The following is a 21,009-nucleotide window of genomic DNA, read 5'->3' on the forward strand; positions in this document are numbered from 1 at the left end:
AACCCCGCACCGTTAGCCTCAGGGGCATGAGCAGGCCTCCCTTCCTCACGCTGTCCGAGCACACCCGAGCCCACCGCCTGGAGACCGCCCGCGGTGCCTTCGCGGTGCTGGACACCACGCCGCCGCCGGGAACGGCGGTCAGCGGCACGGCGCTGCTGGTGCCGGGCTTCACCGGCAGCAAGGAGGACTTCGTCGCCCTGCTGGAGCCGCTGGCGGTGGCCGGCTTCCGTACGGTCGCGGTCGACGGCCGGGGCCAGTACGAGACCGGCGGCCCGCGCTCCGAGGCGGCCTACGCGCAGGAGGAACTGGCGGCGGACGTGGTGGCCCAGGCGCGGGCCCTCGCGGACGGCCCGGTGCATCTGCTGGGGCACTCCATGGGCGGCCTGGTGGCCCGCCGGGCGGTGCTGGCGACCGGCCCCGGCCCGTGGGCCTCGCTGACGGTGATGAGTTCGGGGCCGGCCGCGATCGAGAGCGCCCAGCAGGCCCGTACGAAGATGCTGGTGGACGCGCTGGCAGGGCTCGACCTGGAGACCGTCTGGCGGGCCATGCGCGAGCTGGACGTCGAGGACGCGGGCACCAGCACCGCCCCGGCCGGGGCGGTGGACGGCGTGGACGGCGTGACCGCCGTCGACGCCGCCGACGACGTGGACGCGTTCATGCACCGCCGCTGGCTCGGCAACGTCCCCGAGCAGCTCATCGTCACCGGCCGGCAGCTGATCGGCGAGCCGGACCGGGTCGCCGATCTGGCCGCCGTCCCGCTCCCCAAACTGGTGCTGTCCGGCGCGGTGGACCACGCCTGGCCGGTGCCCTGGCTGGACGACATGGCCGGGCGGCTGGGCGCTGCCCGGGTCGTGATCGACGGCGCCGAGCACTCCCCGAACTCCGAGCGGCCGGCCGCCACGGCGGAGGCCCTGGCAGCCTTCTGGCGCGGCGCCGGCACCGCCTAGCGCGTCCGGCGATCGAGGACGAAGCGGCCACCAGGCGGTCCCGGTGAACAGTGCCGGTCACCGCACCGGCTAGAGCTGCGCCTGCAGGTGCTCCCAGAACCCGTCGCGCAGCACCCGCCGCAGGTCGCCGTGGCCGCGCAGGGAGATGCTGAGCATCGCCTCGGCCTCCATCAGCAGTTCCTGGTCGTAGTTGGGCGGCAGATACGGATGCCCGGGCAGCAGCTCGGCGAGCGCCTCCCGGCCGCGGGTGGAGAGCCACTGCGCGGCGACCCGGGCGCCGACGAAGTGGACGTCGTCGCGGGTCGGGACGGGGCCCGCGCCGGCCGCCAGGTCGCCGTAGACGGGGGTGGTGCGCCGGGTGACGTAGGGCTTGCAGAACTCCAGGTCGAAGGTGCGCTGGCTGTCGACCTCCCACAGCAGGGGGTCGGCCTGGTTGCGGCCGCTGTCCGCCTCGATGCCCCACAGGTGGACGCGGGCGCCGTAGCCCTGGGCCGCCTCGACCGCCGACACCAGGTCCTCGTCGCCGCCGATCAGCACGGCGTCGCTGATGGCCCGGTGCCGGGCCAGTGACTCCAGGTCGGAGCGGATGAGCGAGTCGACGCCCTTCTGCTGCCGGCTGGCGTTGAGGTTGCCGAGCCGGACCTTGACGTCCGGCAGCTCGGCGATCCGCTCCTGTTCCGTGGTGTGGATACGGCGCCGGGCGCCGTCGTACCAGTACACCCGCAGCAGCCGGCTGTCCGGGAAGAGGGTCCGCGCCTTGTCGATGAAGGCCTCGATGATGGCCTCGGCGTCCAGCTCGAAGCCGCGCCGGTCCTCCGTCCCCGCGACGAGCCGGCCGGCGGCGGCGTAGACGTACCCGGCGTCGACGAAGACCGCGTGGGTCGACGGGGTGGTGGCCACCTCGGCGAGTACGCGTTGCAGCAGCTCGTTGGTCCGCTCGATGGCGGCCAGGACAGCGTCGTCGTTCATAGAGGTCACATTGTCGATCGGGGCGGTGCGCGGGCACAACCGGAGGCGGACGGAGTGTAGTGGCTACCGGTGGGTAGTTAGGCTCGGAAAAGTTTTCGTTAGCGTACGGAATGTTTTTTTGGGATAGTTGGTTGTGCACTCATGGATCTGGAAGTCCGAGATGCGCGCTGAGCATCACGCAATCCAGACTTAACGGACAAGCAATCGCTGCGAAGCAGCTCACCTCTCCAATGGAGGAGTGCCCGGACGAAGGGAGAAGCCCATGCGCTTCGAAATCATGCGCCTCAACGACCACGACGGCTCCGCCGTCGACAGTACGGTCGTGGACGCCGCCTCCGTCAAGAAGATCGTTCAGCAGGCCGCAGAGACCGGCCAGCGCCTCTACATCCGCCCGGCGGAGTAGAGGAGACAGTTCCAGCTTCACGCGGTAGGGCCCCGTACGAGGACGTACGGGGCCCTTTGGCCTGTTCAGCCCTCGCCGCGGATGAAGCCGAAGATCCCGTTGGCGATCTGCTGCACCGCGATGGCCGACAGCAGCATGCCGGACAGCCGGGTCACCAGGACCACGCCACCGTCCTTGATCAGCCGGATGATCAGCAGCGAGTAGCGCATGGTCAGCCACAGCACCGCGTGCATGGCCACGATCGCCACCCACACCGAGACCCGCTGCCCGGCGGTGTCCGCCTTCTGCACGGCCAGGATCACCGTCACGATCGCCCCCGGCCCGGCGAGCAGCGGCATGCCCAGCGGTACCAGCGCGACATTGACGTCCTTGGTCTGCGTCGGCTCGTCCGCCTTGCCGGTGAGCAGGTCCAGGGCGATCAGCAGCAGCAGGAGCCCGCCGGCCACCATCAGCGCGGGCACGGACACATGCAGGTAGTCCAGGATCTGCTGGCCGCAGATACCGAAGACGGTGATCACACCGAGTGCGACGGCGGCGGCCTGCCAGGCCATCCGGCGCTGGGTGCGGGATGCCCGGCCGGAGGTGAGGGCGAGGAAGATCGGGGTGATACCGGGCGGGTCCATGATCACGAAGAGCGTGACGAACACGGACCCGAACAGGGTCGGGTCGAAGAGGTCCATGGCGGAGCGGGCGTGCTTTCTGATGGGGCGCGGGCCGGGGCGGCGGCAGGTCGGATCAGGTCGGGGCGGTGCGGGGCCGGTCTGTTCGCGGCCGGTAGGTTCAGGGCCGGTGGGGCCGGTGGGGCCGGTAGGGCCGGTAGGGCCAGCTCAGCCGAGGCCGGGAACGGGCGCGGCGCCGGTCGCGCGGCGCACGATCTCGCCGTAGACCTCCGGGTCGGTGACCTCGTCGCCGAGGCGGCAGGTCTTGCGGGTGCCGTGGTAGTCGCTGGAGCCCGTAACGAGCAGCCCGAGCTCGCCGGCCACACCGCGCAGCCGCGCCCGGGTCGGCCCGTCGTGATCCATGTGGTCGACCTCGATGCCGTCCAGACCGGCGGCGGCGAGGCCGGCGATCACCGAGTCGGGGACGCAGGTGCCGCGCTTGACGGCGGCCGGGTGGGCGAAGACCGTGACGCCGCCGGCGTTCTTGACCAGCCGGACGGCCTCGAAGGGGTCGAACTCGTGCTTCTCGACGTACGCGCGTCCCCCCGGGCCGATCCACTCGGGGGTGAAGGCCTCCGCGATGCTGCCGACCAGGCCCGCCTCGATCAGCGCCTGCGCGATGTGCGGCCGGCCCACGGCGCCGTCACCGGCGATGTCGGCGACCCGCTGCCAGGTGACCGGCACACCGTGCTCGACCAGCTTGCCGACCATGGCTCGGGCGCGCGGCAGCCGGTCGTCGCGCACGAGTTCGCGCTCGCGGAAGAGCTCGGGGTCGCGGGGGTCGAAGAGATACGCCAGCAGGTGCAGGCTCACCCCGTCGATCCGGCAGGACAGCTCGGCGCCGGTCACCAGGGTGAGCGGGGCGCCGAGTTCGCGCAGGGCCTCCTCGGCCTCCGCGTGGCCGCCGACGGTGTCGTGGTCGGTGAGGGCGACCACGTCCAGCCCGGCGGCCGCCGCCTCGCGGATCAGCGCGGCCGGGGTGTCGGTGCCGTCGGACGCCGTGGAGTGGGTGTGCAGGTCGATGCGCACGGCGTGAACTCCAAGGCGGTCGGCAGCTGATCCGGGGGCGGTGAATACCGGAATTGCCAGGATAGCCGCCGTGGAATCCTTTGAATCCCAGGGGTCGCGCTCAGGACAGCAGCCGCGGTGACAACGCCCCGCACGGTACGAGGTCGACCTCCGCCCCCGCGTCGCGCAGGTCGGTCAGTATCAGCTCGTCGTACAGCAGCAGCCCGGACTCCTCCGGCCAGACCACCGCCCACAGCCACAGGCCGAACGACTCGCCCGCGAAGACCGCGCGGTCCGCCGGCACTCCGGACACATGCCACAGCGGGGTCACCCGCCCGGCGGCGGTCACCTTGGCGGCCGGCGGCTTGCCGGCACACATCTGCGGCCCGGGGTCGGGACCGGCGATGCCCGCGAAGCGCGCACCGAGTCCGACCCCCAGCTCCTCGGCCACCAGCACCATCTCGCCCGGCCCGCCGAGCGGTCCTGGCCCCGAACAGGCCACAGCTGTCGCCCGGCCGCCGGCCCGGTCGTCGCCCGCCGACGCCACACCGGTGAACAGCCAGCCCACCGGCAGCGGCCACGGCATCCACACCGGCACATGGGCGCGGTTCACCACCACGCCCAGCGCCTCGACGCTGGGCGGGACGACAGGCTGCAGCGGATGGACGGCGCCGTGCTCGTCGCACTGCCAGGAGTCGGAGAAGAGCCCGGGTGCGCGGACCCGGCCACCGCACTTCGGGCAACTGGGTTCGCCCCTCATAACGCCCAACAGTCCTCCCGCACCGTGCCCGCGTCAAGGACGATCACCCGTCCGGCGTGGATCGGCGCGTCATATGCCGTTGGCGAGGCGGGGGGACGACAGCCCGTGACCGAGAGGAGGCAGCCCCTAACCGAGGGGCACCGCGCCGCGAGCGGGGTCGCGCAGGTCGGTGCCGTGCCGCAGCCACCGCTCCTGGAGCGCGCCCGCGCCGTGCACCCGCTTCCACGCCGCCTCGGTGTGCGTCATGGGCAGCAGCGGGAAGAAACGCACCGGGTCCAGGGGCGGGTCCGGCACCAGGTCCTCGACCAGGCCGCCCGGCTCGGCCACCAGCACCGCGGAGAAGGGTGCCCCTGGCCACAGGGGTTCACCGACGTCGAGCGAGTTCCCCGGCGCGACCACGACCCCCTCGACCTGGGGCGAGGCGGCCAGCACGGCCAGCGGCCGCAGCACCCCGTCGGTGCCGGCCTCCCCGGGGCGCAGCGACAGCACCAGTTCGGCGCGCGGGCCGCGCAGCGGATCCGCCACGGCGGCCGTGGGGTCGTTCATCGGCTCGCGCGACATCCCAAGCGTCGCGTACCGCACCAGACCCGCCCGCGCGTCGGCGAAACGAAGGACCTCGATCCGATCGGTGCCCAGGAACGTCACCGCCGCCCGGCTGTCCGGCGCGCCGAACGCCATGCGCAGCCGCGCCTCCACCAGCTCCAGTACGTCGACCATGGAGGGAGCATAGAGCGCGTATCGAACAGGCAAAGCGCAGCGGTTACGGCGGCGCCCCCTGGTAGGGTTGGCCGCTGGCTACGTTAATCACGCTGATAGCCAGGGACATCTTCCCCCAGCGGGGACCGGCCGGAGGAGGTGGGGCTGCAATGGATCCTAGTCGACCGTGCAGTACCGGCAGCTCTTCCTCCCGGCATCTGACCTTCTGATCCCCAGGCTTCCCCCTTCTTTCCCGCCTCGCGGGCAACGAAACACGGAATCCCCGGGTTTGCCGGCACGTACCGGAAGAGCTCTGTGAACTGCGCTGTGATCACCCCGGTTTGATCAGAACTCAGTACGGCACCATGCCGTCGGCCAGTCCGTGAGGGAGCTTGCCATGTCGATGATCCGCGACCTGCGCGCAGTCGTTCGTCCCCGTCCCAGCCTGCGCAAGAGCCACGCCTCGTACGACTACGGCCCGAGCCGCCCCGCCGCCCCGCTGTCCAGCTCGGTCGTCGACTGCGCCGTCTACCGCGACGGCCGCCGCAGCAGCGACCATCTGAGCCCGCGTGAGGCGCTGGCCCGGGTACGGGGCGACGACAGCTCCGGTGGCGTTTCCGGGAGCGGCTCCGGTAACCCGGAGTTCGTCTGGATCGGCCTGCACGAGCCGTCGGAGCAGGAGTTCTCCGGGATCGCCGAGGTCTTCGGGCTGCACCCGCTGGCGGTCGAGGACGCGGTCCTGGCCCACCAGCGTCCCAAGCTGGAGCGGTACGACGACACGCTGTTCATGGTCTTCAAGACGATCCGCTACGTCGAGCACGCCGAACTCACCTCCACCAGCGAGGTGGTGGAGAGCGGCGAGGTCATGGTCTTCACCGGCCGGAACTTCGTCATCACCGTCCGGCACGGCGGCCACGGCTCGCTCCGCGCGCTGCGCCACCGCCTGGAGGACGACCCCGAGCTGCTCGCCCACGGCCCGTCGGCGGTCTTCCACGCCATCGCCGACCAGGTCGTCGACGACTACCTCGCCGTCACCGACGCCCTCCAGGACGACATCGACGAGGTGGAGATCGACGTCTTCTCCGCCGGCCAGGGCCGTTCCTCGCGCAGCGGCGGCGACGCCGGGCGCATCTACCAACTCAAGCGCGAGGTACTGGAGTTCAAGCGGGCCGTGTCGCCGCTGCTGCGGCCCATGCAACTGCTCAGCGAGCGCCCCATGCGGGTGGTCCACCCGGAGATCCAGAAGTACTTCCGCGATGTCGCCGACCATGTGGCCCGCGTCCACGAGCAGGTCCTCGGCTTCGACGACCTGCTGAACTCGATCCTGCAGGCCAACCTCTCCCAGGCCACCGTCGTCCAGAACGAGGACATGCGCAAGATCACCGCCTGGGCGGCCATCTTCGCCGTCCCCACGATGATCACCGGCGTCTACGGGATGAACTTCGACCACATGCCCGAGCTGCACTACCGCTTCGGTTATCCCATGGTGCTGGCCGGCATGGTCGCGGTCTGCTTCGCCATCCACCGGGGCTTCCGCCGCAACGGCTGGCTCTGACCGGCCGACCGGCCGACCGGCCGACCGGCCGGCCGGGCCTACGAGCTCCTGCGGCCGGCCCGGATCACCAGCGCGAGGCCGAGCAGGATCACGCCGAGGGCCGGGTAGGCGGCGGCCGGCGGGGTCTGGCCCAGCCACAGGGCCGCGATCAGGGCCGCGCCGGGTGTCTCCAGCAGGATCGCCGTCGAGGTCGTCGACGGTCCGAGGCCGCGCACCACGCGGTTGAGGAGGCTGTGGCCGAGCAGCTGCGCGGCCACGGTCAGCACGACCAGCTTGAGCCAGGTCGTGCCGGAGTACCCGCCGAGCGCCGAGCCGGAGACCAGGCAGGCGGCGAGCAGCACCAGCGCGGTCGTTGAGTAGCAGACGTAGGTGTACGCGGTCGTGCTGACGGTCCGTCGGACCTCGGCCCCCAGCAGGACGTACGCCGACGCCGCGATGCCACCGCCCAGTGCGAGGGCGTCGCCCGCCAGGGCCCGGGGCGAGAGGGACAGGTCGACCCCGGTCAGGATCACCACGCCGACCACCGCCAGCACCGTACCGGCCCAGACCATGGCGGGCGGGCGGTGACCGCGCAGGCGCAGGACGAGCGTCGTCCAGATCGGCGTGGTCGTGCACAGAGCCGTCGAGGACGCGACCGAGGTCATCGAAAGGCTCGGCAGCCACAGTCCGAAGTGCAGCGCCAGCACGGCTCCCGCGGCCAGGGAGAGCAGGAACGCCCGCCGTCCCATGCCGCGCAGCTCGCCCCGGTGGCGGACGAGGGCGAAGGGGCTCAGCGCACCGACCGCCATGGCGTTGCGCCAGAACGCGATCGCCAGTGCGGGCGCGGCGGTCGCCGCGATCAACGGGGCCGACAGGGACACGCCGGCGATGGCGACCGCGAGCAGTGTGAAGTCGAGCGTCACCGCGCCGCCGGGTGCCGTGCCGCCCGGATCCTGCCGCGCCGTGGGATCTACGGTGCGCGTGGGCGACTGTGCGGCTGGCACGGCGGCTCCTCCGGGGGCTCTGGCGTTCCTGCCAGTGTAAGGCGCATCTCAGGGGACACACCTGTCCCGTCCGTATGCCGGTCCGGGCCGGGGCCCGGTCCGGGGGCCGGACATGCCGGAAGGGCCGGCCACCTCGCGGTGACCGGCCCTTCCGGGGAGGCGGATGTCGGGCGGGTGTCAGCTCTCGCCGGCACCGGCCCCCGCGCGGGTGCGGCGGCGACGCCGGGCCGGCTTGGCCTCGGCGGGGTCCGCGGCCTCGGCGGACGAGTCGTCGGAGACCGCGTCCGCGGAGGGAGCCGCCGGGGCGGCGGCCTCGACGGCGCCGGCCGGCTCGGCCTGGGCGACGACCGTGCTGGTGCGGGTCCGACGGCGGCGGCGCGGAGCCGCCTTGGCGGCGGCGTCCTCCGCCACCTCGGCCGGAGCGTCGACCGGGGCGGCAGCCGGGGTCTCGGTGACCCCCTCGGCGGTGGCCAGGGCGGCCTCCGCCTCGACCGACTGGCCGCTGCGCGTGCGACGCCGCTGGCGCGGGGTACGGGTGCGGGCCGGACGCTCCTCCTCCACGGCGGGTGCCGCGGCGGCGGCGGGCTTACGGCCACGGCCGCCACGCCCACCGGTCTCGCCGAGGTCCTCGACCTCCTCCGCGCCGAGCCCGGCACGGGTGCGCTCGGCGCGCGGCAGGACACCCTTGGTGCCGGCCGGGATGCCCAGCAGCTCGTAGAGGTGCTCGGAGGTGGAGTAGGTCTCCTCCGGCTCGTCGAAGGGCAGGTCCAGCGCCTTGTTGATGAGCTTCCAGCGCGGGATGTCGTCCCAGTCGACCAGCGTGATGGCGATACCGGACGCGCCCGCGCGGCCGGTGCGGCCGACGCGGTGGAGGTAGGTCTTCTCGTCCTCCGGCGTCTGGTAGTTGATGACGTGGGTGACGCCCTCGACGTCGATGCCGCGGGCTGCCACATCGGTGCAGACCAGGACGTCGACCTTGCCGTTGCGGAAGGCACGCAGCGCCTGCTCGCGGGCGCCCTGGCCGAGGTCGCCGTGGACCGCGCCGGAGGCGAAGCCGCGCTTCTCCAGCTGCTCGGCGACATCGGCGGCGGTGCGCTTGGTACGGCAGAAGACCATCACCAGGCCCCGGCCGTCGGCCTGGAGGATGCGCGAGACGAGCTCGGGCTTGTCCATGTTGTGGGCGCGGAAGACGTGCTGGGTGATGTTGGCCACCGTCGCGCCCTCGTCGTCCGGCGAGGTGGCGCTGATGTGCGTGGGCTGCGACATGTAGCGGCGGGCCAGGCCGATGACGGCGCCCGGCATGGTGGCCGAGAACAGCATCGTCTGGCGCTTGGGCGGCAGCATGTCCATGATCTTCTCGACGTCCGGCAGGAAGCCGAGGTCGAGCATCTCGTCGGCCTCGTCGAGGACGAGCCCGCGGACGTGGCCCAGGTTCAGCTTCTTCTGCCCGGCGAGGTCGAGCAGCCGGCCCGGGGTGCCGACGACCACGTCGACGCCCTTCTTGAGGGCCTCGACCTGGGGCTCGTACGCCCGGCCGCCGTAGATCGCGAGGACGCGGACGTTACGGACCTTGCCGGCGGTCAGCAGGTCGTTGGTGACCTGCTGGCACAGCTCGCGGGTGGGGACGACGACCAGCGCCTGCGGGCCCGGGACGAGGTCCTCGGGCCGGGCGCGGCCGGCCTCGACGTCGGCCGGTACGGTGACGCGCTCCAGCAGCGGCAGGCCGAAGCCCAGCGTCTTGCCGGTGCCGGTCTTGGCCTGGCCGATGACGTCGTTGCCCGCGAGGGCGACGGGGAGCGTCATCTCCTGGATCGGGAACGGGGTGATGATGCCGACGGCCTCAAGGGCCTCGGCGGTCTCGGGAAGGATCCCCAGACTGCGGAAAGTCGTGGTGGTAGTCAGGACGCTGCCTCTTCTTTTTCGTGCGCGACGCTGAGCGGTGAAGGGGGTCGAGCGCACTGGTGGCGCTGACCGCGCAAGGGGTGAGTACACAGCCGTGGGTGGCTGAGAAGCGCGGGACCACTGCCCTCGTACCTGGCTCATGCCGCAAAGTGGGCCCCTCCCCATGTGAGGAGGGCGGTCGTGGAGCCGATCGGGCCAGCGACCGGGCATCCATTGCATTCATGTGCTTCATGCATTCACCCGCCTGTGCGATACCGGCGGGCTCATATCACTGTACCCCGGAATCACGCAGCCGCGGCGGACGGATTTTCCCGGGATGCGGACGGGGTACGGCCCGGGGTACGGGACACCGTCGCCGGGCGCCCCCGCACGGCGTGGTCGCGGCCCAGCCCGGGCGGGCTATTGTGCCCAGCATGGAGACGCCTGACGAGACCACCGAACCTGTTCCCGCGCCGACCGGGATCGCCGCCCTCGACTGGGCCGCCGCCTCCGCCGAACCGCAGTACCGCGCCGCCGTGACGGATCTGCTCGGCGCGCTGGCCTACGGCGAACTGGCCGCGTTCGAGCGCCTCGCGGAGGACGCGAAGCTGGCACCGACCCTGTCCGACAAGGCGCAGCTCGCGGCGATGGCCACCGCCGAGTTCCACCACTTCGAGCAGCTGCGGGACCGCCTCACCACCATCGCGGCCGAGCCGACGGCGGCCATGGAGCCGTTCGCGGCGGCGCTCGACGAGTTCCACCGGCAGACCGCGCCGTCGGACTGGCTGGAGGGCCTGGTCAAGGCGTACGTCGGCGACTCGATCGCCTCCGACTTCTACCGTGAGGTCGCGGCCCGGCTCGACTCCGACACCCGTGAGCTGGTGCTGTCGGTGCTCGACGACACCGGTCACGCGTCCTTCGCGGTGGAGAAGGTCCGCGCCGCGATCGAGGCCGAGCCCCGGGTCGGCGGCCGGCTCGCGCTGTGGGCCCGCCGGCTCATGGGCGAGGCCCTGTCCCAGGCCCAGCGGGTCGTCGCGGACCGCGACGCGCTCTCCACGATGCTGGTGGGCGGCGTCGCGGACGGTTTCGACCTCGCGGAGGTCGGCCGGATGTTCACCCGGATCACCGAGGCGCACACCAAGCGGATGGCCGCGCTGGGGCTGGCCGCGTAGGGCGGTGGCTGTGCCGTGCCCTCAGTCACCGGACCGGGGGCACCGGAGCACGGCCTAGGCGGGGTGCGGGGATGACGGCCTGCGGCCCTGCCGGTCCGCCGGGCGGATCAGCAGCGAGAGCAGGGCGGCGGCGACGGCGAAGGCCGCCGCGAGGCCCAGCAGCACATGGCCGGGGCCGAGGACGGTGTGCGCCAGCAGGCCGCCGACCAGCGCGGCGACCGGGCCGGTGGCCAGCACCAGGGCGCGGCCGGGCAGACGCTCGGGACGCAGCCGTACCGCGCCGTACGCGGCGGCCAGCCCCAGTGCGACGAAGGCGAGCGCTTCCCACAACATTGTGGCCCTCCCGGGGGATCGTGGCGGACGATGACGGTCCTACCCCGCCCCCCGGGGCGCCAAAACTGCGTCGGGCGCGAATGCGTGAACGCACGCGCCCAAAACACGGCCTAGAGCGAGGCGCCGAAGCCGACCCTGCGGGCGGCCGGCTCGCCGATCTCGACGTATGCCAGCCTGTCGGCGGGCACAAGCACCTTGCGGCCGTGCTCGTCCTTCAGGCTCAGCAGCTTGGAAGCGCCGGAGAGGGCGTCCGATACCGCCTTCTCGACCTCCTCGGCCGACTGCGAGCTCTCGATGTTGATCTCGCGCGGCGCGTGCTGCACGCCGATCTTGACCTCCACGGCTTTGTCCCTCCGATGGTCTGGCGGTGCTGTGTACGAAGCAAACATTAGCCCCGTACGCGGCGTGCTGATCGCGATGACCGCACGCCTACAGCGAACAAGGACTCAGTGCTCCGCGCCGTGCAGCGGGAAGCCGGCGATACCGCGCCAGGCCAGGGAGGTCAGCAGCTGGACGGCCTGGTCACGGGGGACGGGGCTGCCGCTGGCGAGCCAGTGGCGGGCGACGACCTGCGAGACGCCGCCGAGACCGACGGCCAGCAGCATGGACTGTTCCGTGGAGAGCCCGGTGTCCTCGGCGATGACCTCGCAGATGGCCTCGGCGCACTGCAGGGAGACCTTCTCGACCCGGTCGCGTACCGCGGGCTCGTTGGTGAGGTCGGACTCGAAGACCAGCCGGAAGGCGCCGCCCTCGTCCTCCACGTACGCGAAGTAGGCGTCCATGGTGGCCTGGACGCGCAGTTTGTTCTCGGTGGTGGAGGCCAGCGCGGTGCGCACCGACTCCAGCAGGGACTCGCAGTGCTGGTCCAGCAGGGCCAGGTACAGATCGAGTTTGCCGGGGAAGTGCTGGTAGAGCACGGGCTTGCTGACCCCTGCCCGCTCGGCGATGTCGTCCATCGCGGCGGCGTGGTAACCCTGGGCGACGAACACCTCCTGGGCCGCGCCCAGCAGCTGGTTCCGACGGGCTCGGCGCGGAAGCCGCGTGCCCCGTGGGCGCGCTGCCTCTGTCTGCTCGATGGCTGTCACGCCGCCTCCCAAGTGTGTCGTTCAGTGCATGCGGTGGCCATCGTACTTTTCAGTAGGGGCACATAGCGCCGCCCGAACGCACATTCTCAGCACCCGGTACTCCGGGGCGGCCTCCCGGGGCCTCCCGGGGCCGCCCGGCACGCTGCTGCGGGCCGTGCCCGGCCGGCCTCTAGCGGTAGTCGTCCTCGTCCAGCTCCACGACCCGCCTCTGGTCGGCGGCGTCCGCCGGATCGGCGTCGTCGGGGCGTTCGGTGATCGGGACGTCGCGGTGCTGGAGCAGTTCGATGTGCTGTTCCGCGGTGTCGGCCTCGGGGGCCTCCAGGTCGAGCTCGTTGTCGTCGCCCTCGTGAGCTTCGCTGTCGAAGGCGTTTTCGAATGTATCGGTGTCGTCGGACACGGCTCGTCCTCTCTCGCGCTTCCCGTCCGTTCACATCCCCCTACCTAGCGAGCGTAGGAGAGAGTGCCCGGAGGTGCAGAGCGACAACCAATGCGGAGGACCTGTGAGGGCGAACAGGTGATCGCACGCGTGATCGTCTCGTAATATTGCGCGCATGTCGTCGACGGAATCCCCCGAGGCCGTACTCGCCGCCGCCGTGCCCGTGCCGCCCTCCGGGCCGAGAGCCGGCGAGGGGGAGGCGGTGCGCGAGGTGGTCCTGCCGGGCCTGACGCTCACCGTGCGGTCGCGCGCGGACGCGGGGGAGGGGCGGGAGCCGGCCCTGTTCGTGCACGGCCTGGGCGGTTCGTCGACGAACTGGTCGGCGCTCATGGCCGTGCTGGACGAGAGGCTGGGCTGCGAGGCGCTGGATCTGCCGGGCTTCGGCTACTCCCCGCCGCCGGACGACGGCGACTACTCGGTGGCCGGGCACGCGCGGGCGGTCGTACGGCTGCTGGAGACCGGCGGGCGCGGCCCCGTGCACCTGTTCGGCAACTCGCTCGGCGGGGCGGTGGCCACCAAGGTCGCGGCCGTCCGGCCCGACCTGGTCAGGACGCTGACCCTGGTCTCACCCGCCCTGCCGGAACTGCCGCCGCAGCGCAGCGCGCTGCCCACCGGGCTGCTCGGCGTGCCGGGTGTCGCCGCCCTGGTCACCCGGGCGACCCGGGACTGGGCGCCGGAACGGCGTACGCGGGAGCTGCTGGCGCTCTGCTACGGGGAGCCGGACCTGGTCAGCGAGGAGGTCTTCGCCGAGCACGCGTCGGAGTACCGGCGCCGGGCGGAGCTGCCGTACTTCTGGGACGCGCTGTCGCGCTCGGCGCGCGGGGTGCTGGACGCGTACACCCTCGGCGGCCAGCAGTCGCTGTGGCGTCAGGCCGAACGCGTACTCGCGCCGACCCTGCTGGTCTACGGTGGCCGGGACAAGCTGGTGTCCTTCCGGATGGCGCGGCGGGCGAGCCGGGCCTTCCGGGACTCGCGGCTGCTGGCGCTGCCGCACAGCGGCCACGTGGCGATGATGGAGCACCCCGATCTGGTGGCCCGTGCGGTACGGGACCTGCTGGACGAGACACACCGGACGAGCGAGACGGGCGGGGGCCTGAAGTAGCCGATGGGCAGGCACAGCGCACCGGGCGGCCGTGACGGCCGCAGTGACGACGCATCCGGGATATCCGGGGCATCCGGGATACCCGGGATACCCGGGATGTCCGGGTTCTCCGGGACCACGGGCGTGCCCGGCGGCCCCCCGCCGTCCCAGGCCGCTCCCGGCTCCGGGCGCCGCCGGGCCGGCGGCCGCGGCCGCGCCGGCGAAGGCACGGCCACCCCGCCGCCGCCGGCCCGTGGCCGCCGTCCGGAGTGGGCCCTCGCCCACCCCGAGCACCGCGAGCACACGGCCTGGGGTGCCGCCGACTCCTGGGAGTCCGGCCCGGCCGGTTCCGGGCTGCTCGAACCGGACCTGGGCGAGCTTCTGGAGGGTGACAGAGACACCCCCTTCCCCGCCCCGCCGGCCTCGCCCCGGATGCCGGGCCGACAGCGGCCGCGGGCGCGGATCCCGGGGCCGCGCAAGGAGTTCGTCGACGCCTTCGACGCCCCGGCCGGCGGTCCGGCCGGCGGTCCGCCGGGTCCCGGCCCGCAATCCGCCGCCGAGGAGCCCGGACCGGGCGGCGGCCGCGGCCGTGCCCTGGGTGGCGCGGCGGCGGCCGCCGTGGTGACGGTGCTCGCCGTGGTCGTCGCCGGGCAGTTCGCGGGAACCGGGAAGCAGAGCGGCGAGGCCGGGGCGTCGGCCGGTACCACCCGCGCCACCGACGGCGCGGCCGCGTCCTCCGGCGGGCGGTCGACGCCGTCGGCCTCCGCTTCGCCCTCGGCGCCGGTGGCCACGCTCTCGTACGACCAGGCGATGCGGCAGGCCTACCCGCTCAAGGCGGACCTCGCCCTGTCCGGGCGGTTCCGCACCGTCGGCGGGCACCAGAAGGCGCCCGGGAAGGGCACGGTGTACCGGGTCCGGGTCGACGTCGAGGAGGGACTGCCGCTGGACGGCGGGGTCTTCGCCGAGGCCGTCTTCAAGACCCTGAACGACAAGCGCAGTTGGGGCCACGGCGGCACCATGACCTTCGAGCGGGTGTCGAGCGGCCGGGCCGACGCCGTAGTGACGCTGGCAAGCCCGGGCACGACGGCCGAGTGGTGTGCCAAGTCCGGTCTCGACACCTCGGTCGAGAACGTGTCGTGCGACTCGGCGTCGACCGCGCGCACGATGATCAACGCCTACCGCTGGGCCCAGGGCTCGAAGACGTACACCTCGGCCCGGATGCTCATGTACCGCCAGATGGTGATCAACCACGAGGTCGGTCACCGGCTGGGGCACCGCCACGATGTGTGCCCGAGGAACGGCGCGCTCGCCCCGGTGATGATGCAGCAGACGAAGTGGCTGACCCTGAACGGGGTGACCTGCAAGCCCAATCCGTGGCCCTACCCCAAGGGGTGACGCGGCCCACTCTCCGGTCGTACGCTCATCCTTTTTTGACATCGGACACATGCATCACGCAATCTTTTTCTCATGTCCGGTCGTCACGCACCTCGCTACGTCAGCCTTGAGCTGGCGCTCATCGGCGTGACCGGGCACACCGTGGCCGACATCCTCTGTCGCTGACCACCCGCTCGCCCGACGCGTAGAGGCGGCTGTTCCGCCTCCGCGTCCCGCTGCGCTCCCACCGGTTCGGAACCTGTCATTCCGGCCGGCTCCGTCATGCCCTGCCGCCGTTTTCCCCCGGCTCGCCGCCGCGAAAGGTCACCCCCATGCGCCCACTGTCCGTCCCACCACGCCGCGCCGCGGCGGCAGCCGTCGTACTGGCCCTGACCGGCGGGGCCGCCGCGTGCGGCCCGCAGGACAGCGGCGCCGGCGCCGGCGGCGGCACCGCCCACAAGGGCGGCACGCTCACCGTCCTCAACAGCCAGCCGCAGGAGGACTTCGACCCGGCCCGGCTCTACACCTCCGGCGGCGGCAAGATCCCCTCGCTGGTCTTCCGCACCCTGACCACCCGCAACCGGGAGAACGGCGCGGCCGGCGCCAAGGTCGTGCCGGACCTGGCGACCACCACCGGCGAGCCCAGCGGCAACGCCACCGTCTGGACCTACCACCTCAAGGACGGCCTGAAGTACGAGGACGGCACGGCCATCACCGCCGCCGACATCAAGTACGGCATCGAGCGCTCCTTCGCCGCCGAACTGTCCGGCGGCGCCCCGTACCTGCGCGACTGGCTGATCGGCGGCACCGACTACCGGGGCCCGTACAAGGACAAGGCCGGCCTGGACTCCATCGAGACCCCGGACGCGAAGACCATCGTCTTCCACCTCAACAAGTCCGAGGGCGACTTCCCCTTCCTGGCCACCCAGACCTCCTTCGCGCCGGTCCCGAAGGCCAAGGACACCGGCACCAAGTACGAGGAACACCCCGTATCCTCCGGCCCGTACAAGGTGCTGAAGAACGAGAACGACGGTGAGCACCTGGTCCTGGTCCGCAACACCCACTGGTCGGCGAAGACCGACACCGAGCGCAAGGCCTACCCGGACCGGATCGACGTACGCTCCGGGCTGTCCTCCACCGTGATCAACCAGCGGCTGGCCACCAGCTCCGGCACGGACGCGGCGGCCATCACCACCGACACCAACCTCGGCCCCGCCGAGCTGGCCAAGGTCACCGCCGACAAGAGCCTGGCGAGCCGGGTGGGAACCGGGCAGTTCGGCTACATCAACTACCTCGCCTTCAACCCGAAGGTGAAGCCGTTCGACAACGCCAAGGTGCGCGAGGCCATCTCGTACGCCGTCGACCGCACCACCGTCGTCAACGCCGCCGGCGGCTCCGCGCTCGCCAAGGCCGCCACCACCGTGCTGCCCGAGCAGGCGTCCTACGGCTACACGCCCTACGACGCCTTCCCGGCGGGCAGCGGCGGCAACGCCGCCAAGGCCCGCGCGCTGCTCAAGGAGGCCGGCTACGCCAAGGGCCTGACCATCACCCTCACCCACTCCACCGCCAAGGACTTCGCGACCAGCCCCGAGATCGCCACCGCCGTCCAGGAGGCGCTGAAGAAGGCCGGTATCACCGTCCGGCTCGACGGCCTGGAGGACAACGCCTACCGCGAGAAGATCGCCGACATCGGCACCGAACCCGGCTTCTTCCTCGCCCACTGGGGTGCCGACTGGCCCTCCGGCGGCCCCTTCCTCGCCCCGCTCTTCGACGGCCGGCAGATCGTCAAGGACGGCTCCAACTTCAACTACGCGCAGCTCGACGACGCGTCGGTGAACAAGGAGATCGACGCGATCAACAAGCTCACCGACGCCAAGGCCGCCGCCGCCCGCTGGGGCGCCCTGGACAAGAAGCTCGGCGAGCGGGCCCTGGTCGTGCCGCTCTTCCACCCGGTCTACAAGCGGCTGTACGGCAAGGACGTCAGGAACATCGTCATCAGCGGCTGGGACGGCGTCCTCGACCCCTCGCAGGTCGCGGTCAAGTGACCACCGAACCGACGGCGTCCGGCGCGGCGGCCCCGCCGCCCGGCGCGCGGCAGTTCTGGCGGCGGCTGCGCGCACAGCGCGCGGCCGCCGCCGGCTCGGCCGTCATCGCGCTGCTCGTCCTGGTCGCGGTGGCCGCCCCGCTGCTCGCCGCCGCCGAGGGCCAGGACACCACCACGTACCACGCGGCCCTGGTCGACTCCGCCTCCGGCGGCGTACCGCTCGGCTCCTTCGGCGGCGTCAGCGCCGAACACTGGCTCGGCGTCGAACCCGGCACCGGCCGGGACCTGTTCGCGCGCCTGACCGAGGGCTCCCGGGTCTCGCTGGTCGTCGCCCTCGGCGCCACCGTCGTCCAGGTGCTGCTGGGCGTCGGGGTCGGCCTCGCGTCCGGCCTGGGCAACCGCTTCACCGACAACCTGCTGGGCCGCACCACCGACTTCATGCTCGCCCTGCCCGGGCTGGTCCTCGCCATCGCGCTCATGGCCGTGGTGCCCGACGGCTTCCCGCGCCCGGTGCTGCTGATGCTGGTCATCGGCCTGCTCGGCTGGGGCGGCACCGCCCGGATCGTACGGGCCCAGACGCTCACCCTGAAGTCCCTGGACTACGTCGCCGCCGCCCGCCTCGGCGGCTCGGGCACCTGGCGGATCGCCCGGCGCGAACTGCTGCCCTCGCTGGCCGCGCCGGTCATCACCTACGCCGCGATCCTGCTGCCGACCAACATCGTCAGCGAGGCCGGCCTGTCCTTCCTCGGCGTCGGCGTCAAGCCGCCGACCCCCTCCTGGGGCCAGATGCTCTCCACCGCCACCACCTGGTACCAGGCCGACCCCATGTACGTCCTGCTGCCCGCCGCCGCGCTCTTCGTCACCGTGCTGTCCTTCACCCTGCTCGGCGACGGCGTGCGCACCGCCCTCGACCCGCGCGCCGCCGGCCGGCTCAACGTGGGCACCGGGCGCCGCCGGCAGCGCGAGGAGACCGTCCGATGACCCGCTTCGTCCTGCGCCGCCTCGGCAGCGCCGTCCTGGTCCTGCTGGCGCTCTCCGCCGTCCTGTACGCGATCTTCTACCTCGCCCCCGGCGACCCCGCCCAGATCGCCTGCGGCGAGAAGTGCAGCCCCGCGCAGGTCGCCTCGGTGCGCGAGCAGCTCCGCCTCGACGAACCCGTCCATGTGCAGTACGGGCACTTCCTGCAGGGCCTGGTCGCCGGACACGACTACAGCACCGGCACCGCCGTCGCCCACTGCGCGGCGCCCTGCCTGGGCCTGTCGTACCAGAGCGGCCGGCCCGTCACCTCCGTCATCGTCGAGAAGCTGCCCGCCACCGCCTCCCTCGCGCTGGGCGCGCTCGTGGTGTGGACGGTGCTCGGCGTCGGCACCGGCGTCCTGTCGGCTCTGCGCAGGGGCCGGTTCACCGAACGCGCGCTCACCGCGCTGACCCTGGCCGGTACCGCCACCCCCGTCTTCGTCGTCGGCATCGTGCTGCTGATGGTCTTCTGCGCCACCTTGCAGTGGCTGCCCTTCCCGACCTACGTACCGCTCACCGAGGACCCGCAGGGGTGGTTCTGGAACATGCTGCTGCCGTGGTTCGCGCTCGGGCTCATCGAGTCCGCCAAGTACGCGCGCCTGACGCGCAGTTCCATGCTGGAGACCCTCGCCGAGGATCACATCCGCACCTTCCGCGCCTACGGGGTCGGCGAGCGGGCCATCACGGTGCGGCACGCCCTGCGCGGCGCGCTCACCCCGGTGATCGCGCTCTCCGCGATGGACCTCGGGACGATGTTCGGCAGCGCGGTCCTGACCGAGACGCTGTTCGGGCTGCCCGGGCTCGGCCAGAAGCTCGTCACCTCCGTGCAGAGCAAGGACCTGCCGATCGTGGTGGGGCTGGTGCTGGTCACCGGATTCTTTGTGGTACTCGCCAACGCCCTCGCGGACGTCCTGTACGCGCTGGCCGACCGACGGGTGGTCCTGGCATGACACCTCTGGTGGAGGTCACCGGCCTCACCGTCGACTTTCCGTCCGACGTGCGCGCCGTGGACGGACTGAGCTTCACCCTGCCGCCCGGCGGCGCCCTCGGCATCGTCGGGGAGTCCGGCAGCGGCAAGAGCGCCACCGCGTACGCCCTGCTGGGCCTGCACCGGGGGACCGGGGCGCGGACCGGCGGCTCCGTCCTGGTCGACGGCACCGATGTGAACGCCGCCGACGACGCCGAGCTGCGCCGGCTGCGCGGCGGCCGGGCCGCCATGGTCTTCCAGGACCCGCTGTCCTCCCTCGACCCGTACTACGCCATCGGCGACCAGATCGCCGAGGTGTACCGGGTGCACTCCCGGGCCGGCCGGCGGGCCGCCCGTGAACGGGCGGTGCGGGTGCTGGACCGGGTCGGCATCCCCGACGCCGCCCGGCGCTCCCGCTCCCGCCCGCACGAGTTCAGCGGCGGCATGCGGCAGCGGGCCCTGATCGCGATGGCCCTGGCCTGCGAGCCCCGGCTGCTGATCGCCGACGAACCGACCACGGCGCTGGACGTCACCGTCCAGGCCCAGATCCTCGACCTGCTGCACGACCTGCGGGCCGAGACCGGCATGGGCCTGCTCCTGGTCACCCACGACCTGGGCGTGGTGGCCGGCAGCGTCGACGAGGTCCTGGTGATGAAGGACGGCCGCGCCGTCGAACACGGTCCCGTCGCCGGTGTACTGAGCGCCCCGCGCGAGCCGTACAGCCGCGCGCTGGTCGCCGCCGTGCCCCGGGTCGACGCGGTGCGGCCGCCGCGCCCGCCGCAGGAGGACGTACTGCTCGAAGCGGTCGGCCTGCGGCGCGAGTTCGGCCGGCGGGGAGGCCGGACCGTCGCCGTCGACGACGTCTCGCTGACCGTGCGGCGCGGCGAGACCCTCGGCGTCGTCGGCGAGTCCGGCAGCGGCAAGACGACCCTGGGGCGGATGCTCGTCGGGCTGCTGGAGCCCACCGGCGGCGAACTGCGCCACCACCTTCCGCGCCGCGCCCTGCAGATGGTCTTCCAGGACCCGGTCTCCTCCCTCAACCCCCGCCGCAGCATCGGCGAGTCCATCGCCGACCCGCTCCGCGCCGCCCGCGAACTCGACGACCGCGCCGTCGTCGCCCGGGTACGCGAACTGCTGGAGCGGGTCGGACTCGACCCCGCCTGGTACGACCGCTACCCGCACGAGTTCTCCGGCGGCCAGCGCCAGCGCGTCGGCATCGCCCGCGCGCTGGCCCCCGGGCCACGGCTCGTGGTCTGTGACGAACCGGTCTCCGCCCTCGACGTCACCACCCAGGCCCAGGTCGTCGCCCTGCTGGCGGAACTCCAGCGCGACCTGGGACTGTCACTGGTCTTCGTCGCCCATGACCTCGCCGTCGTACGGCAGGTCAGCGACCGGGTCCTGGTGATGCGGGCCGGCCGGGTCGTCGAGGACGGCCCCGCCGACCAGGTCTACGAGGACCCCCGGCACCCCTACACCCAGGGCCTGCTGGCGGCCGTCCCGGTGCTGGACCCGGCCGAGTCGGCGGCCCGGCGGGCGGCCCGGCGGGCGCTGGTCACCGCCTGAGGCCCCGCCGGGCCGGGGTGCGCGCGCCGGTACGTACCCTGGCCCGTCGGAGCTTTGCCCGAGGGACCGAGAAAGA

Annotated in this window: 22 protein-coding genes; 11 read left to right on the forward strand and 11 right to left on the reverse strand. The window is 72.6% G+C overall.

What is annotated here, in order from left to right:
- Positions 1-26: 26 nt before the first annotated feature.
- Positions 27-947: an alpha/beta fold hydrolase gene (locus RWE79_RS25390; protein ID WP_475942368.1), complete on the forward strand. Its 921-nt coding sequence runs from the start codon at positions 27-29 to the stop codon at positions 945-947.
- Between the two features lie 69 nt (positions 948-1,016).
- Here the strand turns inward: RWE79_RS25390 and RWE79_RS25395 are convergent, their stop codons facing one another.
- The gene (locus RWE79_RS25395; protein ID WP_475942369.1) at positions 1,017-1,916 is read right to left on the reverse strand and encodes an NYN domain-containing protein; all 900 of its coding nucleotides are present in this window, start codon (positions 1,914-1,916) and stop codon (positions 1,017-1,019) included.
- Positions 1,917-2,178: 262 nt separating this feature from the next.
- On the opposite strand from RWE79_RS25395, the gene RWE79_RS25400 reads away from it, so the two are divergent.
- Positions 2,179-2,319: a hypothetical protein gene (locus tag RWE79_RS25400; RefSeq protein ID WP_475942370.1), complete on the forward strand. Its 141-nt coding sequence runs from the start codon at positions 2,179-2,181 to the stop codon at positions 2,317-2,319.
- A gap of 65 nt (positions 2,320-2,384) precedes the next feature.
- Here RWE79_RS25400 and RWE79_RS25405 read toward each other — a convergent pair whose 3' ends face one another.
- From RWE79_RS25405 to RWE79_RS25420, 4 genes are all read right to left on the reverse strand, one after another.
- On the reverse strand, positions 2,385-2,999 hold the full coding sequence (locus tag RWE79_RS25405) for a MarC family protein (protein WP_475942371.1): 615 nt from the start codon (positions 2,997-2,999) through the stop codon (positions 2,385-2,387).
- A 147-nt stretch (positions 3,000-3,146) separates the two neighbouring features.
- A complete protein-coding gene (locus RWE79_RS25410) occupies positions 3,147-4,007 on the reverse strand; it encodes a PHP domain-containing protein (RefSeq protein WP_475942372.1) in 861 nt (286 codons plus the stop codon).
- A gap of 100 nt (positions 4,008-4,107) precedes the next feature.
- Entirely contained in the window at positions 4,108-4,746 is a 639-nt protein-coding gene (locus tag RWE79_RS25415; protein ID WP_475942373.1) for a DUF6758 family protein, read from the reverse strand.
- A 126-nt stretch (positions 4,747-4,872) separates the two neighbouring features.
- Positions 4,873-5,463, reverse strand: coding sequence for a suppressor of fused domain protein (locus RWE79_RS25420; RefSeq protein WP_475942374.1), 591 nt, complete (start codon positions 5,461-5,463; stop codon positions 4,873-4,875).
- A gap of 376 nt (positions 5,464-5,839) precedes the next feature.
- Between RWE79_RS25420 and RWE79_RS25425 the strand changes: the two genes are divergently transcribed.
- Positions 5,840-6,997, forward strand: coding sequence for a magnesium and cobalt transport protein CorA (locus tag RWE79_RS25425; RefSeq protein ID WP_475942375.1), 1,158 nt, complete (start codon positions 5,840-5,842; stop codon positions 6,995-6,997).
- Between the two features lie 38 nt (positions 6,998-7,035).
- Here RWE79_RS25425 and RWE79_RS25430 read toward each other — a convergent pair whose 3' ends face one another.
- Both RWE79_RS25430 and RWE79_RS25435 read right to left on the reverse strand, forming a co-directional pair.
- Positions 7,036-7,980, reverse strand: coding sequence for a DMT family transporter (locus tag RWE79_RS25430; RefSeq protein ID WP_475942376.1), 945 nt, complete (start codon positions 7,978-7,980; stop codon positions 7,036-7,038).
- Positions 7,981-8,157: 177 nt separating this feature from the next.
- The gene (locus RWE79_RS25435) at positions 8,158-9,783 is read right to left on the reverse strand and encodes a DEAD/DEAH box helicase (protein ID WP_475942377.1); all 1,626 of its coding nucleotides are present in this window, start codon (positions 9,781-9,783) and stop codon (positions 8,158-8,160) included.
- A 512-nt stretch (positions 9,784-10,295) separates the two neighbouring features.
- Between RWE79_RS25435 and RWE79_RS25440 the strand changes: the two genes are divergently transcribed.
- Entirely contained in the window at positions 10,296-11,033 is a 738-nt protein-coding gene (locus tag RWE79_RS25440; RefSeq protein ID WP_475942378.1) for a ferritin-like fold-containing protein, read from the forward strand.
- 54 nt (positions 11,034-11,087) lie between these two features.
- Here RWE79_RS25440 and RWE79_RS25445 read toward each other — a convergent pair whose 3' ends face one another.
- The 4 genes from RWE79_RS25445 to RWE79_RS25460 form a co-directional block, all read right to left on the reverse strand.
- The gene (locus tag RWE79_RS25445; protein ID WP_475942379.1) at positions 11,088-11,366 is read right to left on the reverse strand and encodes a hypothetical protein; all 279 of its coding nucleotides are present in this window, start codon (positions 11,364-11,366) and stop codon (positions 11,088-11,090) included.
- Between the two features lie 110 nt (positions 11,367-11,476).
- Positions 11,477-11,707 (reverse strand): DUF3107 domain-containing protein, encoded by a 231-nt coding sequence (locus tag RWE79_RS25450; RefSeq protein ID WP_475942380.1) that lies wholly within the window; start codon positions 11,705-11,707, stop codon positions 11,477-11,479.
- 105 nt (positions 11,708-11,812) lie between these two features.
- Positions 11,813-12,451, reverse strand: a complete 639-nt coding sequence (locus RWE79_RS25455; RefSeq protein WP_475942381.1) for a TetR/AcrR family transcriptional regulator — start codon at positions 12,449-12,451, stop codon at positions 11,813-11,815.
- Positions 12,452-12,620: 169 nt separating this feature from the next.
- Positions 12,621-12,848 carry a hypothetical protein gene (locus RWE79_RS25460; RefSeq protein ID WP_475942382.1) on the reverse strand — a complete coding sequence of 76 codons (228 nt, stop codon included), beginning with the start codon at positions 12,846-12,848 and terminating at the stop codon, positions 12,621-12,623.
- 154 nt (positions 12,849-13,002) lie between these two features.
- Here RWE79_RS25460 and RWE79_RS25465 point away from each other — a divergent pair, with 154 nt between their 5' ends.
- From RWE79_RS25465 to RWE79_RS25495, 7 genes are all read left to right on the forward strand, one after another.
- On the forward strand, positions 13,003-13,989 hold the full coding sequence (locus RWE79_RS25465; protein ID WP_475942383.1) for an alpha/beta fold hydrolase: 987 nt from the start codon (positions 13,003-13,005) through the stop codon (positions 13,987-13,989).
- Positions 13,990-14,085: 96 nt separating this feature from the next.
- Complete coding sequence (locus tag RWE79_RS25470; protein ID WP_475942384.1) at positions 14,086-15,363, forward strand: DUF3152 domain-containing protein; 1,278 nt, start codon at positions 14,086-14,088, stop codon at positions 15,361-15,363.
- Positions 15,364-15,435: 72 nt separating this feature from the next.
- The gene (locus RWE79_RS25475; protein WP_475942385.1) at positions 15,436-15,528 is read left to right on the forward strand and encodes an Ms4533A family Cys-rich leader peptide; all 93 of its coding nucleotides are present in this window, start codon (positions 15,436-15,438) and stop codon (positions 15,526-15,528) included.
- A gap of 146 nt (positions 15,529-15,674) precedes the next feature.
- Entirely contained in the window at positions 15,675-17,387 is a 1,713-nt protein-coding gene (locus tag RWE79_RS25480) for an ABC transporter substrate-binding protein (protein WP_475942386.1), read from the forward strand.
- Positions 17,384-18,367 carry an ABC transporter permease gene (locus tag RWE79_RS25485; protein WP_475942387.1) on the forward strand — a complete coding sequence of 328 codons (984 nt, stop codon included), beginning with the start codon at positions 17,384-17,386 and terminating at the stop codon, positions 18,365-18,367. Before RWE79_RS25480 ends, RWE79_RS25485 begins: the two co-directional genes overlap by 4 nt.
- Positions 18,364-19,353 (forward strand): ABC transporter permease, encoded by a 990-nt coding sequence (locus RWE79_RS25490; protein WP_475942388.1) that lies wholly within the window; start codon positions 18,364-18,366, stop codon positions 19,351-19,353. The genes RWE79_RS25485 and RWE79_RS25490 overlap by 4 nt, the downstream gene beginning before the upstream one ends.
- Positions 19,350-20,933, forward strand: coding sequence for a dipeptide ABC transporter ATP-binding protein (locus RWE79_RS25495; RefSeq protein WP_475942389.1), 1,584 nt, complete (start codon positions 19,350-19,352; stop codon positions 20,931-20,933). Before RWE79_RS25490 ends, RWE79_RS25495 begins: the two co-directional genes overlap by 4 nt.
- Positions 20,934-21,009 lie beyond the last annotated feature (76 nt).

Source organism: Streptomyces sp. RLA131, from assembly GCF_056270125.1.

Coding starts and splice junctions, on each gene's coding strand:
- RWE79_RS25390 (WP_475942368.1), top strand. CDS start 27: ATGAGCAGGCCTCCCTTCCTCACGCTGTCCGAGCACACCCGAGCCCAC.
- RWE79_RS25395 (WP_475942369.1), bottom strand. CDS start 1,916: ATGAACGACGACGCTGTCCTGGCCGCCATCGAGCGGACCAACGAGCTG.
- RWE79_RS25400 (WP_475942370.1), top strand. CDS start 2,179: ATGCGCTTCGAAATCATGCGCCTCAACGACCACGACGGCTCCGCCGTC.
- RWE79_RS25405 (WP_475942371.1), bottom strand. CDS start 2,999: ATGGACCTCTTCGACCCGACCCTGTTCGGGTCCGTGTTCGTCACGCTC.
- RWE79_RS25415 (WP_475942373.1), bottom strand. CDS start 4,746: ATGAGGGGCGAACCCAGTTGCCCGAAGTGCGGTGGCCGGGTCCGCGCA.
- RWE79_RS25420 (WP_475942374.1), bottom strand. CDS start 5,463: ATGGTCGACGTACTGGAGCTGGTGGAGGCGCGGCTGCGCATGGCGTTC.
- RWE79_RS25425 (WP_475942375.1), top strand. CDS start 5,840: ATGTCGATGATCCGCGACCTGCGCGCAGTCGTTCGTCCCCGTCCCAGC.
- RWE79_RS25435 (WP_475942377.1), bottom strand. CDS start 9,783: ATGACGCTCCCCGTCGCCCTCGCGGGCAACGACGTCATCGGCCAGGCC.
- RWE79_RS25440 (WP_475942378.1), top strand. CDS start 10,296: ATGGAGACGCCTGACGAGACCACCGAACCTGTTCCCGCGCCGACCGGG.
- RWE79_RS25445 (WP_475942379.1), bottom strand. CDS start 11,366: ATGTTGTGGGAAGCGCTCGCCTTCGTCGCACTGGGGCTGGCCGCCGCG.
- RWE79_RS25465 (WP_475942383.1), top strand. CDS start 13,003: ATGTCGTCGACGGAATCCCCCGAGGCCGTACTCGCCGCCGCCGTGCCC.
- RWE79_RS25470 (WP_475942384.1), top strand. CDS start 14,086: ATGTCCGGGTTCTCCGGGACCACGGGCGTGCCCGGCGGCCCCCCGCCG.
- RWE79_RS25475 (WP_475942385.1), top strand. CDS start 15,436: ATGTCCGGTCGTCACGCACCTCGCTACGTCAGCCTTGAGCTGGCGCTC.
- RWE79_RS25480 (WP_475942386.1), top strand. CDS start 15,675: ATGCGCCCACTGTCCGTCCCACCACGCCGCGCCGCGGCGGCAGCCGTC.
- RWE79_RS25490 (WP_475942388.1), top strand. CDS start 18,364: ATGACCCGCTTCGTCCTGCGCCGCCTCGGCAGCGCCGTCCTGGTCCTG.
- RWE79_RS25495 (WP_475942389.1), top strand. CDS start 19,350: ATGACACCTCTGGTGGAGGTCACCGGCCTCACCGTCGACTTTCCGTCC.